The 17,512-nt window shown below is 58.7% G+C and carries 16 protein-coding genes and 1 tRNA gene; 10 read left to right on the top strand and 7 right to left on the bottom strand.

Annotation, left to right across the window (positions count from 1 at the left end; translation table 11 throughout):
• Positions 1-220 precede the first annotated feature (220 nt).
• Positions 221-754, bottom strand: a complete 534-nt coding sequence (locus GSQ81_RS13390) for an AAA family ATPase (protein ID WP_158912229.1) — start codon at positions 752-754, stop codon at positions 221-223.
• 336 nt (positions 755-1,090) lie between these two features.
• Between GSQ81_RS13390 and GSQ81_RS13385 the strand changes: the two genes are divergently transcribed.
• Positions 1,091-4,426: a family 78 glycoside hydrolase catalytic domain gene (locus tag GSQ81_RS13385; protein ID WP_158911207.1), complete on the top strand. Its 3,336-nt coding sequence runs from the start codon at positions 1,091-1,093 to the stop codon at positions 4,424-4,426.
• 201 nt (positions 4,427-4,627) lie between these two features.
• Positions 4,628-5,131, top strand: coding sequence for a methylated-DNA--[protein]-cysteine S-methyltransferase (locus GSQ81_RS13380; RefSeq protein WP_158911206.1), 504 nt, complete (start codon positions 4,628-4,630; stop codon positions 5,129-5,131).
• A gap of 199 nt (positions 5,132-5,330) precedes the next feature.
• Here the strand turns inward: GSQ81_RS13380 and mug are convergent, their stop codons facing one another.
• The 3 genes from mug to trpC are packed head-to-tail and all read right to left on the bottom strand — an operon-like array spanning position 5,331 to position 7,415.
• Positions 5,331-5,933 carry a G/U mismatch-specific DNA glycosylase gene (gene mug / locus GSQ81_RS13375; protein ID WP_158911205.1) on the bottom strand — a complete coding sequence of 201 codons (603 nt, stop codon included), beginning with the start codon at positions 5,931-5,933 and terminating at the stop codon, positions 5,331-5,333.
• Positions 5,899-6,609, bottom strand: coding sequence for a phosphoribosylanthranilate isomerase (locus GSQ81_RS13370; protein WP_158911204.1), 711 nt, complete (start codon positions 6,607-6,609; stop codon positions 5,899-5,901). Before GSQ81_RS13370 ends, mug begins: the two co-directional genes overlap by 35 nt.
• Positions 6,610-6,611: 2 nt before the next feature.
• Positions 6,612-7,415, bottom strand: coding sequence for an indole-3-glycerol phosphate synthase TrpC (gene trpC, locus GSQ81_RS13365; protein WP_158911203.1), 804 nt, complete (start codon positions 7,413-7,415; stop codon positions 6,612-6,614).
• 116 nt (positions 7,416-7,531) lie between these two features.
• Between trpC and ispE the strand changes: the two genes are divergently transcribed.
• From ispE to rplI, 8 genes are all read left to right on the top strand, one after another.
• Positions 7,532-8,581, top strand: coding sequence for a 4-(cytidine 5'-diphospho)-2-C-methyl-D-erythritol kinase (ispE, locus tag GSQ81_RS13360; protein ID WP_158911202.1), 1,050 nt, complete (start codon positions 7,532-7,534; stop codon positions 8,579-8,581).
• A gap of 31 nt (positions 8,582-8,612) precedes the next feature.
• Positions 8,613-8,686 (top strand) — tRNA-Gln (locus GSQ81_RS13355).
• Between the two features lie 387 nt (positions 8,687-9,073).
• Positions 9,074-10,021 carry a ribose-phosphate diphosphokinase gene (locus GSQ81_RS13350; protein WP_371715344.1) on the top strand — a complete coding sequence of 316 codons (948 nt, stop codon included), beginning with the start codon at positions 9,074-9,076 and terminating at the stop codon, positions 10,019-10,021.
• Positions 10,022-10,090: 69 nt separating this feature from the next.
• Complete coding sequence (locus GSQ81_RS13345; protein ID WP_158911200.1) at positions 10,091-10,771, top strand: 50S ribosomal protein L25; 681 nt, start codon at positions 10,091-10,093, stop codon at positions 10,769-10,771.
• A gap of 72 nt (positions 10,772-10,843) precedes the next feature.
• Positions 10,844-11,473 (top strand): aminoacyl-tRNA hydrolase, encoded by a 630-nt coding sequence (gene pth / locus GSQ81_RS13340; RefSeq protein ID WP_158911199.1) that lies wholly within the window; start codon positions 10,844-10,846, stop codon positions 11,471-11,473.
• An 82-nt stretch (positions 11,474-11,555) separates the two neighbouring features.
• On the top strand, positions 11,556-12,065 hold the full coding sequence (gene rpsF / locus GSQ81_RS13335) for a 30S ribosomal protein S6 (RefSeq protein WP_158911198.1): 510 nt from the start codon (positions 11,556-11,558) through the stop codon (positions 12,063-12,065).
• Positions 12,066-12,226: 161 nt separating this feature from the next.
• Positions 12,227-12,589, top strand: coding sequence for a 30S ribosomal protein S18 (rpsR, locus tag GSQ81_RS13330; RefSeq protein ID WP_158911197.1), 363 nt, complete (start codon positions 12,227-12,229; stop codon positions 12,587-12,589).
• A gap of 77 nt (positions 12,590-12,666) precedes the next feature.
• A complete protein-coding gene (gene rplI, locus GSQ81_RS13325) occupies positions 12,667-13,143 on the top strand; it encodes a 50S ribosomal protein L9 (protein WP_158911196.1) in 477 nt (158 codons plus the stop codon).
• Between the two features lie 207 nt (positions 13,144-13,350).
• Here rplI and GSQ81_RS13320 read toward each other — a convergent pair whose 3' ends face one another.
• The 3 genes from GSQ81_RS13320 to GSQ81_RS13310 form a co-directional block, all read right to left on the bottom strand.
• A complete protein-coding gene (locus GSQ81_RS13320; RefSeq protein ID WP_318523909.1) occupies positions 13,351-14,559 on the bottom strand; it encodes an ABC transporter permease in 1,209 nt (402 codons plus the stop codon).
• 164 nt (positions 14,560-14,723) lie between these two features.
• Complete coding sequence (locus tag GSQ81_RS13315) at positions 14,724-15,551, bottom strand: fumarylacetoacetate hydrolase family protein (RefSeq protein ID WP_158911194.1); 828 nt, start codon at positions 15,549-15,551, stop codon at positions 14,724-14,726.
• A complete protein-coding gene (locus tag GSQ81_RS13310; protein WP_371715333.1) occupies positions 15,548-17,476 on the bottom strand; it encodes a YjhG/YagF family D-xylonate dehydratase in 1,929 nt (642 codons plus the stop codon). Before GSQ81_RS13310 ends, GSQ81_RS13315 begins: the two co-directional genes overlap by 4 nt.
• Between the last annotated feature and the right edge of the window lie 36 nt (positions 17,477-17,512).

The raw sequence follows: 17,512 nt of genomic DNA, 5'->3' as shown, positions 1-17,512 counted from the left end.
TAGCGTTCTGCGGATGGGTTCGTTTGCGGCGGCTCTGCTCGAGTCGGTAACTGTCGCCGTTCATCTCCAGGATATGTACATGGTGGGTGTAGCTCTGCGAATTATGTGGGTTCTTCCGTACATTTGGTGATTCTTTCCAGAGCGTCTGTGTGTAGCTTGAGAAATTATCTGTCGCAGGTCTTTTGACATTATTTGTCGTATGGAGCGTGTTCTTGGCCTCTCAGCTCTGACCGATGACCAAGCTGTCCCCAGCGGCTTCGACGATGGCGACTGAAACGATTTCAGTTTCATTGATGCTGAGAATTCGCTCGATCTGCGTGAGCATTCGGGTGAGCAGGCGGAAGTTGCCCTCCGTAATCCTGACCAAGCGGGCCATGACCTCGGCGTCGAATGGCTCCTTGGGTAGCGTCACGCCGGCTGGAGTCCAGCGGCGGTCAAGCAGTTGCTGGAGTTCGGTCGAATCGAGCGCCCGGAATTCGTGAACAAAGCCGATTCTTGAGTCGAACTGCGGAAAGCGAGCAATGCGCTTTTCGATACCGGGCATGCCGATCTGCACCATGCCCACGCGTCCGTCGTCGAAGATGGAACGCATCTGTTCAAGGCTGTTCATGTGCAGGCGGTCGGCTTCATCAACCACAATCAGAGTTGTCGGATCGGGGGCGGCTTTCTTCCGCGCCTCATACCGCTCAAAGGTGTCAAAGTATGCTGGATCGACTGGAGGCCGATCGCATCGTCCTTGACCTACACCTTGCAAGCGAACCCCGAAAGTGGGTCCAATAGGGGTCCAATAACAGCACTTTTCCGTGTAATTAGTGGCGTAGAGTGCGGTCTGTGCCAACTGGTTTCAATAAGTTGCGTTACGTTGAAATATTGACACGGTAGAGGTCAGGAGTTCGAGTCTCCTCGTGCCTACCATTATTTTTCAATCACTTGCGCGGACATATGCTCCGCGCATTCGTGTTTTTGCCCGCATTCGGAGCTGGGGCTGGCCGGATCGAAGGGCGAGTGCCCAGTCGGGGTAGAATCCGCGAATATTTCCTTCCCGTAGAATGGCCAGTGCTCGTTCAATCCACACAAGGCTTACGACCAGATGAAACTGTTTACCATCGGAACTCCATTCGTTTTTGCTGCTCTTCTTCTTACATCCACGACTCTTGCCATGGCCGATGGACAACGCGCGCGTATCGAATCTGGCAAGCCGACAGCGCTCGAGTGTGACTCGCTGGTCAAGCCCCTGGGCGACGACACGAAGACGCCGCTTCTATCGTGGAAGCTGCAGGATGGGCGCATCGGCGCAAAGCAGACCGCCTACAGAATTCTTGTGGCGAGTACGCCTGATCGGTTAAAAGGCGATCAGGCGGATGTGTGGGATAGTGGGCGAGTGGAGGCGGACCGTACCGTGGACGTTGCCTACGGCGGCCCGCAGCTATCGCCGGAGAAGCGCTATTACTGGCGCGTTCAGGCTTGGGATATGCATGGCAAAGCCTATCCGGCCAGCGATGCAAGCTGGTGGGAGACAGGTCTGCTCGACCAATCGAACTGGACGGCCAAGTGGATCGGTTACGAGGATGCCGAACAGGCAAGCCTGCGCGCGGCACACGCGCAATGGGTGACAAATCCATCTGTCTCCGGCGTCGAAGAAAAAGGGCCGACGCGACACGACTTTCGTCTGCGGTTCGATGTGCCGTCCGGAGTCAAGCGGGCCGTTCTGTACGTTACGGGCGAAGACACGGTGACCTCGTGGATCTCGGGAGCCCAGGTGCTGAAGCCCGAGACGCAGCCAGCGTGGGGACGCACTCCATGGAAGACATACACCAGGGTGGCAGTCACCAAAGAGCTGCATTCTGGCGACAATCTTCTTGCCATCGAGGTGACCCGCTTTAGTGGGGGCAATCAAGGATTGACGCCGATGAGCGCGGCTCTCTATATAGAGATGGCTGATGGCAGCAGCAAGCTGATCAAGACCGGAGACGGAGAATGGAAGACGCAATTCAACGCGTCCGGCAATTGGTACACCGCGAACTATGACGACACTCACTGGGGCCGCGCAATTCCATATGCTCCAGAGAAAGATGCGTTCGGCGGACAGGACAAGCTCGGAGATCCCCTACCCACTGCCGCTGTTGCGGCGTTGCGGCATAGCTTCCGTGTAAGCAAGCAGATAGCATCCGCACGGCTCTACGCCACTGCGTTGGGAGCGTACAAATTCAGCCTGAACGGAAAGCCCGTCGGCGATCAGGTTCTGGCACCGGGCTGGACCGACTACCGCCAGCGCGTAACGTATCAGGACTACGACGTGACAGCGCTCCTGCAAAAAGGAGAGAACGCCATTGGAGCTTACCTTGCGCCGGGATGGTATTCGACTCCCCTTGAATGGATTGGACAAGGAAATAACTACGGCGATACGCAGAATGCCCTGAAGGCGCAGCTCAGGGTCGCATACACCGATGGCACCGCTGACTGGATTGCGACTGACCAATCATGGAAGGCGGATAGCTCGCCGATCCTCTCTGCAGAGATCTATAACGGCGAAACCTACGACGCCCGACGCCATCAACAGGGATGGGACACCAGCTCTTTCTCCGATGCCAAATGGCATTCAGTCTCTCTGATCGAGCCTCACGAGCCGGAGATCCTGTGGCAGTCCTTCCAACCGATCCACGGCACACAAGTTCTGCAGCCAAAGTCGGTCACCATCCCGCGCCCCGGTATCTATATCTATGACTTTGGGCAGGACTTCGCTGGAGTTCCCAGAATCCACGTTCAGGGCAAGGCCGGGACCAACGTTCAACTGCGCTTCGGAGAGCTGCTGAACCCGGACGGGACTCTCTATGTAGAAAATCTGAGAAACGCCAAAGCTACCGACCACTTCATTCTGGCAGGAACGGGAGTGGAAGAATATCAACCCACCTTTACCTTTCACGGCTTCCGCTACATGGAGATAACAGGGCTGCCCGAAGCGCCCAGCCTCAGCTCGGTACAGGCGGTGTCGCTCAATACTGATGCCCCGCTCACTGCCGAGATGAAGACCGGCAACGCGATAGTGAATCAACTGTGGAGCAATATTCTCTGGGGCCAGCGCTCTAACTTCCTGAGTGTGCCCACCGACTGTCCGCAACGGGATGAGCGCCTGGGATGGACGGCGGACGCGCAGGTCTTCTGGCGCACGGCAACCTTTAATATGGACCTCACTGCTTTCTCGCGAAAATATGCAGACGATCTTCGCGGCACGCAGACCGGAACCGCGATGTACGGTATCTACGCTCCCGGCACGGCGAAGCAAAATCCAGGCTTCGGACCCGGATGGAGCGATGCAGGCGTCATTGTTCCCTGGACCTCATGGATCCAGAACGGCGATCAGGAGATCATCCAACAGAACTGGGATGCGATGTCGAAATACGTCGCAGCCATTCTCGCTGCCAACCCGGACTATGTCTGGAAAAACGAGGGAGGAATCGCCTTTGGCGATTGGCTCGCACCCGAGGGTCCGACGTCGCAGGCGCTTGTAGCAACTGCATACTGGGCCTACGACGTCTCGCTGATGCAGCAGATGGCCCACGCCGTCGGCAGAACCGAAGACGAGCAGAGATACGCGGAACTCTTTGAAAAGATCAAAGCGGCCTTCATGCAAGCCTACGTTCACCCGGATGGATTTGTCGGTGCAGTGATGAAGCCGAATGAAGGCATGTCCGACGTCGCAACCAAGCCACATACAGGGCCGGTGGAGACGCAGACAGGTTATGTTCTGGCATTGCACATGAGGCTGCTGCCCGACAACCTGCGCGCGTCTGCCGCCACAAGGCTGGTCAATCTGATTGAAGCAAACGGCTGGAAGCTGGGGACTGGCTTTCTAGGTACGCCATATCTGATGGAGGAACTCAGCGACACCGGTCACGCCGATGTTGCCTATCGGCTCCTGCTCAACACGCAGTATCCTTCGTGGGGATACATGGTGGATCACGGTGCCACCACCATGTGGGAGCGGTGGAACGGCGACAAGATGATCGCCGATCCCGGCATGAATTCCTTCAACCACTACGCATACGGAGCCGTGGGCGAATGGCTCTACCGCTACGCTGCCGGCATCGACGCGACTGCCGCAGATGCCGGGCTGCATACGATCATGCTTCACCCGAACTTCGATGCTCGGCTGGGCAAGATGGACTTCTCTTATGAGTCCCGATACGGCACGGTCCATTCGCAATGGACGGTAAGGGATGGCAGTGCAACGTGGAACGTAACCATCCCTCCAAACACGAGTGCTCGTTTGTCATTATCGGATGCCGAGGCGGAGCAGTACGCGATCGACGGAAATCCGCTCTCAAAGAGCCCGTTGGTCAAAACATCGACAAACGGTCATGGCGAGAACATCTATGAGCTCGCCGCCGGAACCTATAACTTCACGGTGAAACTGAGGAACCCATAAGAAGGTCTTCGATAAGCCCACTCTCAGACACTGGTGGCTGGCAATGTTACCGTCTCCGTCAGATGAGAGAGCTTCCTCAAATGGAGAGTCGAATTTGAAGGTCATTTACGGAGTGTGCCGGCACTAGCGCAGAGTTAGCCTAAGGAATCGAATCACTCATGCCTCACCTCCAGAAGAGACAGAGTGAGAAGGAGACCTTGTATGTCCATCAAAGAGCATTTTCTGCTGGAGTCACCGCTGGGGACGCTAACGCTGGTCAACACCGACGGAGTTCTAAGCGGCCTCTACATGCCGGAACATAAACGCGGGCCCAGGCCGGAGGCTCTCGGTGCGCGAGTGCGTTCAGGCTTCGAGCAAGCTGTGTCTCAGTTGCAGGAGTACTTTGGGCGAAGTCGCACGGCGTTCACGCTTCCACTTGCTCCCGAAGGGACAGACTTTCAGCAGAGAGTCTGGCAAGTTCTTCGCAGCATCCCCTACGGAGAGACGCGAACCTATGCGCAGCTTGCCGATGCAATTGGGAACCGCGCAGCGATCCGTGCCGTCGGTCTGGCCAACGGGCGAAATCCCATCAGCATTGTGGTTCCGTGTCATCGAGTCATCGGAAGCGATGGCAGCCTGACAGGCTACGCGGGTGGCCTCGACAGAAAGAGGCTTTTACTTGAGCTGGAAGGCGCTGCACCGCGGTGCCAGCTCGAACTCGTCTAAGAATCTTTTTAAAAACTCGTTAACCACGTCATCTCGACCGTAGCCGCGCGGTTTCATCGCGTAGCGGAGTGGAGAGACCCCTGTATTTCGCTCTTGTTTTTGTTGTTGTCTGTTTTTCTGACTAAAGAGAGGCAGTTTTTAAACAGCTCGTCTAAGAGAATAAGAATAATAGAGGGCGCAAGACACGCATCCCTTCTCCCTACAACTTCACCACCTCGGAGAGTTCCCGGTAAGCGGTGATCAGGCCCTCAAGCGTGAATGCCCGGTTGAGGCCACTGGGGTTAGGTAACACCCAGACCTGAGCTTCGCCAAAGAGCATTGCCTGTTTGCCCCACCGGACCTCGCGCTGGTTGAAGATCGCGGAGCACGCCGGCTTGCCCAGGAAGGCAAGATAGCGCGGGCCATATCGTTTCACCTTTCGCTCCAGTGCAGGGCGCGCGTTGATAAAGTCATCTCGCCTGAGATCGTTAGCGCCGATCGTTGGCCTATCTACCGCTGAGGTAAGCCCAAAACCATAGTCGAGCAGGGAGGTGGCATTTTGAGGCAGCAACTGTTCTGGTGTGAATCCGGAGAGGTGAAGTGTTCGCCAGAATCGGTTGCTGCGGCTGGCGAAGTGGTAGCCGACTGCCGCTGAGCTCATCCCCGGATTGATTCCGCAGAAGACGACGCTCAAGTCTTTGGCTAGAACATCAGGAAGTCCCTGGATCGGATTGGGGCTCAACAGAGAAGACTCATGGCCACCATTTATCGATCCAAAGCTCTCCTGCTTATCTTTGATCGTCGATTTTTTTCGCTTCAACATCAGTGCTCTTTGCCGCCCGAGCGTTTCGGATAAACTCGCGCAGCTTCTCGGGGTCTTTCCGTCCCGGGCTTTTTTCGACGCCGCTGGCCACATCCACGCCCCATGGGTTCAGTTGAGTGATGGCCTCTGTGACGTTGTCCGGACGCAGGCCGCCTGCCACAATCATCTTCAAGCGCCCGCCACCGCCCTGCAGAACATCTCTTGCCGCCGCCCAGTCAAAGGACACGCCCGTTCCGCCGGTAGCCTGGCCGACCTTCGAATCGATCAGCACGCGTTCGATGATCCTGCCCGCCTCAATCGCGTCGAGCCGTTGCCGAACCGCCTTTGCGTTTTCGCCACCCGCTTCGACAGCCCAGTGGACGGTCTGGATGATCCTCACTTTGCCTTCAAACAACTCGTTCAGACGCTTTGCCAGCACCAGCTCGCCGCCGCCATGAAGCTGCACCGCAGTCAATCCCGCCTCGCGCACGGCTGCAGCGATCTCTTCTGCATAGAGCGAATCGAAGACCCCGATTCGTTCCACGCTCGCAGGCAGGTGCGGTGTAATCTGCGCGACCTCTTTTGCGGTGACCCGGCGTCGGCTGGGCGCAAAGACAAAGCCAACCGCATCGGCTCCCAGCTCTGCTGCCATTTGTGCATCGTCCAGGTTCGTGTTGGCGCAGATTTTGATCCACATGGCTAAATCTCCGCCGAACATTCGCAGTTAAGCAGAGCGGTCAGCGCCGCGCCTGGGTCCGGCTGTCTCATCAAGGCCTCTCCCACCAGAAATGCCTCATATCCTGCCGCCTTGTACCGCGCAATATCCGCTGCCGACCCGATACCGCTCTCTGCCACCATCATGGCGTCGGCTGGCTTCCACTGGGCCAGCTCGATCACCAACTCCGGCGATACGGTGAAGGTACGCAGATCGCGGCTGTTGACTCCGATCAATTTGAAGCCTAACTGGGCCGCACGTTCCAATTCGCCCCTGTCATGTATCTCGCACAAAACGTCGAGGCCCATGCGCTCCGCTTCGTCGCGCAGATCGGTCAACACCTGATCGCTAAGGGCGGCCACGATCAGCAGGATGGCATCGGCTCCATAAGCCCGTGCCTCCAATACCTGAAAGCGGTCGACCATGAAATCCTTACGCAGGCAGGGAATCTTCACTGCTGCCGAGGCGACTTCTAGATATTCCAGCGAGCCCTGAAAGAAAGCCTCGTTGGTCAAGACCGAGAGTGCTGCCGCACCCGCTGCCTCAAACATCCGGGCCAGGCTCTCCGGATGGAAGTCTTCTCGAATCAATCCCTTCGAGGGAGACGCCTTTTTGATCTCAGAGATGATCGCGGGGCCGTTCGCCGCGACTTTCCGCAGACCTGCGGCAAAGCCGCGCGGCGTGTGTGCGGCAGCCTTCCGTTCCAGTGCTGCATAATCTGCCGTGGCCTTGCGCGCATCCACCTTCAGCCGGGTGTCAGCAAGAATCTCATCGAGCTTTGTCGCCATATTCTCCATATTACTGATTGTCAGGAAAATTCTCTTTTCAACGTCTACAGCCGAAGGAGGGATGCAACAGCGCAGGGCTAAGCGGATGAAAGAAGGCGCGGTTAGAATCAGAGGCGATGGCTACGCGCGTTCGTTCTTACTCGAAGATCAATCTGGGATTGGCGATTGGGCCAGCGCGGGCTGACGGCTTTCACGGTCTTACGACGCTATATCAGACACTGGATCTGCATGATGTAGTTACAGTTACGGCGCAGCGCGCAGTCAGCACCCGTCTTGCATTGACCAGCAATCACGCCAGGGTTCCGCTCGATGGCAGAAATACCGCCTGGAAGATCGTCGAACAGTGTCTTGAACGGTTAGGAATAACGGCCGAAGTTGAAATTTCGATTGAGAAGAACCTTCCGATCCAGGGCGGTATGGGAGCAGGGAGCGCGAACGCTGCCGCTGCGCTGATTGCCCTCGAACGGGAGCTGAATCTGGCGCTGCCAGGCGCGACGCGGCTTAAGCTAGCTGCCGCCGTGGGATCGGATGTTCCACTGTTTCTGCTAGGCGGCGCGGTTCTGGGACTGGGCCGTGGAGAGCAGGTGGTCCCACTGCCAGATCTGCCGCGAACAGCCTGCCTGATCGCGGTGCCGAATGTCGGGGTCTCCACCCCGCAGGCCTTTCGCGACTGGGATGCGCTGGCAGCGGGGAAGACATTGACGGCGTCTGTTGAACACGATAGACTTATGGAGTTGAGTCTCGCTTATGCGTCCTTGTATGCAGAGCCTGGCACTTCCGGTATCGTTCGCAACCTGAATCCTGAGAAAAAACAGGGGAGCTCTGATGATGTTCAGAGAGGTGTGCCGAACGGTCTCGCGGAGAATACCCTTCTCTCGCTTGTCCGCACCGGGGTTGAAAACGACTTTGAACAGGTCGTCTTTCCTGCTTATCCCTCCCTGCGTGAAACCAAGCGTCTATTGACGGGTACTGACTCAGAAGCTCCTGCGTTGTATGCGGCGCTCTCTGGCTCGGGTTCGGCTCTGTTTGGACTTTACCGGTCCGACGCAGGGGCGCGAGCAGCTCAACAGCGTATCCAGTCGGCTGCAACGCAAGCTGGGGTTAGGACTTTCCTGACGGAAACTTTGCCCAGGGCGGCTTACTGGGAGAGAATGTTCGCAGGGTAGCTTCGCCGGCAACAACGGGCCGGCGGCATACTGGGCGATCGACTAACGGTAGGTCAAGAGACTTTGAATCTCTTTGTCTAGGTTCGAATCCTAGTCGCCCAACCAAAATGTCGACGCCGGATGCGGCATCAATTTAGGGTTCTTTTGGCGGCAGCAATGTGCCGCAGAAGTTGAATGGTTTTTGGTCCGCAGCAACGTGGCGGATGAAGAAGTCAGAAGTTTGAAGGAACATCGTCTTTAGCTTTCGCAGTATTCGCAACAAGGATTTTTCGAGAGACCTACGGGGCCGCAACAAGGCTCCGCGAGACAAGGCAGCAGGAACTACCAAGGTCAACCAGCCTGGAGGGTTTCAACGTGAACGAACAAGACACGACTGCAGTTCTTTCCCCTATTTCAGGGCAGACTGAGGAGCTTGACTCCCAGTCTGCACCGACGCAAGCCGCCCAAAGCGGACAAAGCAAGACGGCCCCGGAAAAAAAGCGCTCCGGAAAGCTGAGCGAGAGCAAGCGCATCAAGATTTTTTGCGGATCGGCTAATCCCGCCTTGTGCGATGAGATCTGCAAGTTCGTCGGTGTGCCGCTGGGCGAGACCCGGTTGCAGAGATTCTCCGACGGCGAGGTTCATTTTCAACTGCTCGAAAACGTTCGCGGCGCGGACGTCTTTCTGGTGCAGCCTACCTGCTTCCCTGTCGATCAGCATCTTGTTGAGCTGCTGATTATGATGGACGCACTGAAGCGCGCATCAGCCGGGCGAATCACGGTGGTGATGCCGTACTACGGCTATGCGAGACAGGACCGCAAGGACCGGCCCCGCGTAGCGATCACGTCGAAGCTGGTTGCCGATCTGCTCACGACGGCTGGTGCAAACCGGGCGTTGTTGGTCGATCTTCACGCAGCACAGATTCAAGGCTTCTTCAATATCCCGGTGGACCATCTGTTTGCCAGCCCGGTGCTGGTGAGCTACTTCCGGGACCTGGAGCTGCCGAACCTGACCGTGGTATCGCCCGATGCGGGCGGCGTGGAAAGGGCGAGATTCTTCGCCAAGAAGCTGGATGTACCGTTGGCCATCGTTGACAAGCGGCGGACCGACATTAATGTGACTGAGGTGATGAACGTGATCGGCGACGTAAAGGGCCGCACGTGTTTGATCCTCGACGACATTATCGACACCGCCGGAACCATGGTGAAGACGGTGGATGCGCTGCTCGAACAGGGCGCGGAAAAAGTTTATGCGTGCGCGACCCATGCGGTGCTGTCCGGACCGGCCGTTGAGCGCATCGCAAATTCACGATTGGAAGAACTGATCGTGACCAATACCATTCCGCTGCGCGAAGATGCGTTGCGGGTGCCGAAGATTAAAGTGCTTTCGATCGCCGGGCTGTTGGGACGCGCCATCGAGAGCATTCATATGGAGACCAGCGTCAGTACGCTGTTCAACTAGCGGTTTTATTGCAACGAGCGGTAAAGGGAGCGAGGCTCAACCTCGTGCCCGAAAGGAAGAAGTTTCGTTATGGCAACAGAGACAGCAGAGACAGTAGTCGCAACACCTCGTGAAGGCAAGTTCAATAAGAATGCGGCCCGCCGCGTTCGCGTAGCCGGCAAGATTCCTGCGGTCGTCTATGGCGCAGGCCAGGATGCAGTCGCGGTCACCGTCGACCCCAGGGCCATCACCAAGATTCTGCACTCGGACTCCGGTCACAACACCATCTTCGACCTGAACGTCGAAGGCGCGGCACTGGTCAAGGCCATGATCGTCGACTGGCAGCGTGAGCCCATCAAGGGCAAGCTGCTGCACATCGACCTCAAGCGGATCGCGATGGACAAGCTGATGCGCGTCTCCGTGCCCATCCAGTTGACCGGCACCTCGGCCGGTGTGAAGAACCAGGGCGGCATTCTGGATCACGTTCTGCGCGAGGTCGAGATTGAGTGCCTCCCGAACGATATTCCGAGCCATCTTGATGTCGATGTCTCGGGCCTCGAGCTGCATGGCGTGATTCGCGTCTCCGACCTGCCCCACTCGGGCAGCATCAAGTTCCTCGGCGATGAGAATGCAACCGTTGCCCACGTAACGGCAGTCAAGGAAGAGGTTGCGGCTGAGGTTGTTGCCGCTGCCCCGACCGAGCCGGAAGTGGCCAAGAAGGGCAAGACGGATGCGGAAGCTGCTCCGGCTGCCGATGCTAAAAAGAAGTAGTGTGACGGCGGCCTTGAAGCGGAGAGTCAGCTTCAAGGCCGCCATCGCAATGTTTGGAAGGGAAGCGTTCGCGTGAAGCTGATTGTCGGACTCGGCAACCCCGGGATTGAGTATCAGTTCACACCGCACAACGCCGGGTATCTTGCGGTAGACCGCATCGCAGACGATTGCGGCGTGTCGCTCACCAACCGGCGGGGACGAGCGCTTACCGCGAAGGCAACGCTGGCAGGCGAAGAGGTTCTGCTGGCGAAGCCTGAGACCTTCATGAACCTGAGCGGGCTTTCGGTGGCCGCGCTGGTTCGAGAGTTGGACATTGCTGTTCCGTCGTCGGACCTGATCGTCCTGTATGACGAACTGGCGATTCCACTGGGCACGATTCGCATCCGCGAGCGTGGATCGGCGGGCGGGCATAACGGGGTGAAGTCGATCTCGGGCGTGCTTGGCACGGAAGAGTGGCTGCGCATCCGCATCGGCGTTGGGAAACCGGCGCTCGAGGATGGCAGAGAGATCAAAGCAGGCGGCAAGGAGTATTTGCTGTCGCCGTTCCGCAAGCAGGAGCTTGCGGTGTTGGATGAAGTGCTCGACCGCGCACGCAGCGCTGTCGAGGTGGTGCTGACCAAAGGGGTTGGCGCTGCGATGAACGAGTTCAACCGCCGGCCAGACGAACCCGAGAAGGGGACGGAAGGGCCGAACGGGAAGTAGTACCAGTTGATTTTCCAAACCGCTCCGGCAAACGACACGCTGGCACGGTGCGAAGCAGAACTTCGCAGAAAGAAGTAAACGAATGAATCGCACTTACGAAATTATGTTCATCGTCCGTCCGGACGTTGAAGAAGCAGAGATCGACAAGCTCATCGAAGGTTTCTCGGCCAACGTCACCGGTGGTGGCGGCGAGGTCAAGAGCGTCGAGAAGATGGGCCGCCGCCGGCTCGCCTATACCGTTCGCAAGTTCAACGACGGCTTCTACATCCTGCTGAACATCGCCGCCGAAGGCTCGCTGATCGCAGAGATCGAGCGTCGCCTCCGCGTCTCCGAGCAGGTGATCAAGTTCATCACCGTGCGCATGGACGAAGAAGAGAAGCGTCTCGCCAAGGTCAAGGCCCTGCGCGACTCCAAGGTCAAGCGCAGCGCACAGCCGGTTGCTCAGGCACCGCAGGCACCTGCCGCCGCACCGGATGCCGTTGCCGCACCGGAAGCTCCTGTAGCCGCTCCCGAGACGGTCGCCACGGAAGCTCCCGCAGCCGCTCCTGAGACGGTCGCCGCCGAGGCGCCTTCCGAGAACGCTGCCGTTTAGCTTCAGCGCCACAAGATCTGCGATGCCGCTTGTCGCCGCATCGCGCAACGTACTACGAATCGCTCGATCCCACTTCCGTTCGGCCTTCAGGCCGGGTGTTCAGAGACTCCATCGCGGGTCTGGAGCGGGTGAAGGCACAACGTATCTGAGAGGAAACACACATGGCTGACGAAACCAGCACACCGCAAGCATCTGAGCAGCAGGCACCATCCTCCCGTCCCGCACACGCTGGGGGACATTCCGGCCCCGGAGCAGGCGCTCCCCGCACACCCCGTCCCGGCGGATCGGGCGGCCCTGGCGGCCGCAAGTTCTTCCGTCGCAAGAAGGTCTGCAAGTTCTGCACCGAGAAGATCGACGCCATCTCCTACCGCGATGTCCGCCTGTTGCAGGGCTTCGTGGCAGAGCGCGGCAAGATCGTTCCGCGCCGCCTGACCGGTGTTTGCACACGCCACCAGCGCCGCCTGAGCCTGGCGATCAAGCAATCGCGCAACATCGCCCTGCTTGCCTTTGCCGCACGCTTCTAGTTGCCCGCAAGCCGGGCTTTACGAGTCACGCAAGGCTGGCCTACGAGATACGCCAGACAGGAATCGGAGAAACTGCAATGGAAGTCATTCTGAAGGAAGACGTAAACAAGCTCGGACACCGTGGCGATGTGGTTAAAGTCGCTGACGGCTACGGGCGCAACTATCTGCTGCCGGGCAAGCTCGCGATCGAAGCGAACGCCGCCAACAAGGCAGTCATCGAACAGATGAAGGGTTCTGCCATCCGCAAGTCCGCCAAGGAGAAGACCGAGGCGGAGGGACTCTCCAACCAGCTCAACGAAGTCGAACTGGTATTCGAGCGCAAGGTCGGCGAGCACGAGCATCTCTTTGGCTCGGTCACCTCGGGCGACATCGCGCACCAGCTCGAAGAGAAGGGTTTCAAGATCGACCGCCGCAAGATCTCGCTTGAAGAGCCGCTCAAGACCATCGGCGAGTACCATGTGCCGGTCAAGCTGCATCGCGAAGTGACCAGCCACATCAAGGTCACGGTCAAGGGCGATCAGCCCGAAGCCGAAGCAGTCGCCGCAGCCGAGTAGTTCGTTTTATCGCTTTGAAAGGCGCATCTGCCTTCGAGGATTTATCCACGAAGGTAGATGCGCTTTTTGTTTTGGGCAAAGCCAGAAAACTGTCCAGAAACTCTATCCGCAACTTCGCCATTCACGTCATCTCGACCGGAGCAACGGACAGCTCCATCGTCTGTTGCGGAGTGGAGAGACCCCTGTATTTCGTCTTTCTTCGGGAAGTTACTCGTACTTGAGGGTCTGCACCGGGTCGAGCTTTGCCGCGCGGTTGGCCGGGAGTGTTCCGAAGAGAATGCCGACCAGCATGGAAGTGCCAAGAGCGATCACCGCTGACCAGAGGCTGATAGGAATTTTGTAGGGCGTCAGCAGGCTAACCGAAAGTGGCAGCGCCAGCCCCAGCACGGTGCCGACAAGCCCTCCGGCCAGCGAGAGGAATACAGCCTCGGTAAGAAACTGCATACGAATCTCAAGGCTGGTGGCGCCCAGGGCCTTGCGGATGCCGATCTCCTTGAGGCGGGCCTGCACGTTCGCCAACATGCTGTTCATGATGCCGACGCCGCTGACGATCAGCGTGATCCCGGCAGCCAAAGACAGCACAATGGTAAGCATGTCGGCGATCTTTGCCATGATGCTCAGAAATCCCGTCATGATGAACGGAAAGTAGGCAGAGGACGACCGATGGCGGCTCTTGATGATTGCCAGAATCTGTTTCGATGCTGGAAGCACGTCTGCCGGGTCGCGCATCGTGAAGAAGATCTCCTTCACCTTGTCGCTGCCGGTAAAGTAGCGAGCGACAGGATAGGGCACGAGCAGCGTCTGCTCGCTGATCTCCGAGAGGCCGAAGGTGGCGACGCTTTCCTTGAAGACGCCGATGATGACGAACGGGATTCCCTCTACCGTGATGTTGTGGGCGATCGCTCCAGCGCTGCTGCCGAACAGCGCCTTGGCGAAGGGCTCGACGATGACGGCGACCTTGGTGCGGGTGACGGTGTCCTGATCGTCGAAGAACCGCCCTGCAACCACTTCGAGGTTTCGTACTTTCTTGTACTCCGGCGAGACCCCCAGCAGCATGGCGTCCTTGGTGACGCCGCCGCCGATGCCGACGTTGTAATGGACCTCAAGCATCGGCGACGAAGCGACGATGTCCGGCACCTGTTCGAGGACAGCATTCATGTCCTCGTAGGTCATCAGGTCGGGGGTGGTGGTATTGTTCGGCCCGGCAATGGTGCCGCCGACATACTGCATCTCGACCTTGTTGGGACCGATGCTGGTGAGTTCATTTAAGGCATATTGCTTGCCGGTCTTGCCAATGGTAACGACCAGGATGATGGAGGCCGAGCCGATGACCATGCCGAGCATCGTCAACAAAAAGCGGATCTTATTGGCGCGAAAGCTGTCGATCGCGAGCCGCACCACTTCGCTAAAGAGCATGGTAGAACGCGCACTTGCCAGCGTGCGTTCGAACGAGCCCGATTTTGGGGAGGAGGTGATCGCCATCGGCTTAGTGATTTGACTCTTTTAAAGGATGATTCGACTTCTTTTTAAGTATCGCAGTGGTGCACCCTTTCCTGCTAACTTTCGCGGCGCAGGGTAACTCAGCCTACATCATTGGCGAGGGTGCCGATGGGATCGATTACGATCCGAATCTGGTCTCCGCTGGCGAGCGTGAAGGAGTCGGGTGGAACGATGCCGGTGCCGGTCATGAGAAAACAGCCCTTCGGAAAGCTGTTGTCGCGGAAGAGGAAGCTGACCAGAGTTTTAGGATCGCGCTTCAGCTCCGAGAGAGAAGTGCTGCCGGAGAAGGCGGTCTCGCCGTTACGCACAATCTGGATGGCAATGCGAGTCGCTGCCGGCAGGGGCTCGGGGTTGACGAGAATGCAGGGGCCGAGCGCGCAGCTTCCGTCATAGACCTTGGCCTGGGGAAGATACAGCGGGTTTTCGCCCTCGATGTCGCGCGAGCTCATATCGTTGCCGATGGTGTAGCCGAGGATCGTTCCCTTGGGGCTGATCAGCAACGTAAGCTCAGGCTCAGGCACCGACCACGTAGCGTCACTGCGAATCTTTACGTTGCTGTTGGGGCCGACGACGCGAGCGCCTGTCGCTTTGAAGAAGAGCTCGGGGCGCGCAGCGGAGTACACGCGATCGTAGAAGTCGCCGCCGCCTGCGTCCTTCGACTCTTCAATGCGCGCGCTGCGGCTGCGGTAGTAAGTCACTCCGGCGGCCCAGACCTCCTGGTTCTCGATCGGCGCCAGAAGGGTGCCATAGGCAAATGCCTTCGTGCGTTCGCCGCGCTCGACGACGGAGCGGCAGAAGTCGTGCAGGTCTTCGCGGGTGATCAATGCATCCCACGACGTGTCTTCGATGAGGTAGTAGAAGTTGTCGTTGAGGAGGTAGGGGCCTTGCTGAGTGCGATAGAGTCTCACGTATCTGACCTTTCTGTTTTGGATGTCGATGAAGCGAGCCGAGCGAGGATCATTTCGGTGTCGTAGACGCATCCGCCCCAGACTCCGCCGCTTGCCTGCACCAGCGCGGCCCACAGACGAGTATCGTTTGGAAGCGCTGGGTGCGGTGCGAGATCAGGTCGTGGCGGACGGGCAGAGAGGCGCTTGTTGCCTTCTTCGGAAGAAAAGAGTTCGCCCTTCTCGCCGACGAGGTCGACGGTTCCGGCGAGGGCGTTGCGATCGACGACAATTTCGATGATGTCGCCATCGTGAATACGGCCAATAGGGCCGTTAGCCAGAGCTTCGGGAGAGATGTGGCCGATGCAGGCTCCAGTGGAGACTCCGCTGAAGCGAGCGTCGGTCAGCACCGCAACATGTTTGCAGTGGGGAAGGGCCTTGAGCGCGGCAGTGATCTGATAGATCTCCTGCATCCCCGCACCGAGAGGGCCACCGCAGATCAGCACCATCACATCGCCTTCGAGCACAGTCCCGGCCTTGATGGCCTGAATAGCGGAGGTCTCGGTGATGAAGACGCGAGCAGCTCCGCGATGCCGATAGACTCCGTCTTCGTCGATAAGCGAAGGGTCGATGGCAGTGCTCTTGATGACGCTGCCCTCAGGAGCAAGATTGCCGGAAGGAAAACAAACAGTCGAGGTCAGCCCTCGAGCGCGAGCGACATCAGGAGACATGATGACGTCGTCGGCGTCGATGCCGTCTTGCGCGAGCAATTGTTCTTTGAGCTGACGGCGGCGCGCACTGTCCTGCCACCAGTTCAGGCACTCGTCGAGCGTGGTTCCTGCAACAGTCTTGACGCTGGTGTCGAGCAGCCCGGCACGTCGCAGATGCAGCATGACCTCAGGCACGCCTCCAGCGAGGAAGACCTGCACGGTGGCGAAGTGACGAGGTCCATTGGGCAGCGCATCAACCAGCCGCGGCGTATTGCGGTTGACCTCCGTCCAGTCTGCGGCAGTTGGTCGGGGCAGTCCGGCGGCATGTGCAATGGCGGGCAGATGCAGCAGCAGGTTGGTCGAGCCGCCGAAGGCAGCGTGCAGCACCATCGCGTTTTGAATGGCCGCACTTGTGAGAACTTCATTCGTCCCCATCGCAGTTTGAGTCATGCGCAGAATAGCGCGGGCAGAGCGTTGCGCGGCGTCGAGCCAGATGGGCTGGCCCGATGGCGCAAGCGCAGTGTGCGGCAGAGAGAGGCCAAGCGCTTCGCCTACAACCTGCGCGGTGGCCGCAGTGCCGAGAAACTGGCAGCCTCCACCGGGCGACGCACAGGCGCGGCAGCCGATGTCGGCGGCATACTCCAGCGTGATCTGCTTCTGCGCGAAGCGTGCGCCAATGGTCTGCACCTTGCCTGCATCTTCGCCGTCGTCAGGCAGCAGCGTGACCCCTCCGGGGATAAGGATGCTCGGAACTTTACCCGAGGAGGCCAGCGCCATCATCATGGCGGGCAGGCCCTTGTCGCAGGTGGCGACGCCGAGGACTCCCTTTCGCGTAGGCAGCGAACGCATCAGGCGTCGCAGCACGATTGCGGCGTCGTTGCGATACGGCAGCGAGTCGAACATGCCTTCGGTGCCCTGCGTTCGGCCATCGCAGGGATCGGTGCAGGCCCCGGCAAAGGGGATGCAGTGTTGCGCGCGCAGCTCGCGTGCGGCCTCGGAGACCAGCAGGCCCACCTCCCAGTGTCCGGTATGGAAGCCCAGCGCGATGGGCGTGCCGTCAGCGGCGCGGACACCGCCATGGGTGCTCAGGATGAGGAACTCCGGGTCGAGCAGCCGTCGCGGCTCCCATCCCATGCCAGCATTCTGGCTCAGGCCGAAGAGATTGCCGGAGGGTTGGGTGAGCAGCATCTCGGGCGTGATGGGCAGTGCGCCCTGCGGACCGGCGGCGTGCGTCTTCACGGCGCTGTGATCGAAGCCGGGGCTCTCAAGAATGGA

The sequence above is a fragment of the Granulicella sp. L56 genome (genome assembly GCF_009765835.1).
Classification (GTDB): Bacteria; Acidobacteriota; Terriglobia; order Terriglobales; family Acidobacteriaceae; genus Edaphobacter.
Note: the sequence above shows the minus strand (reverse complement) of the source record. Positions and strands in the feature narration are given on the sequence as shown.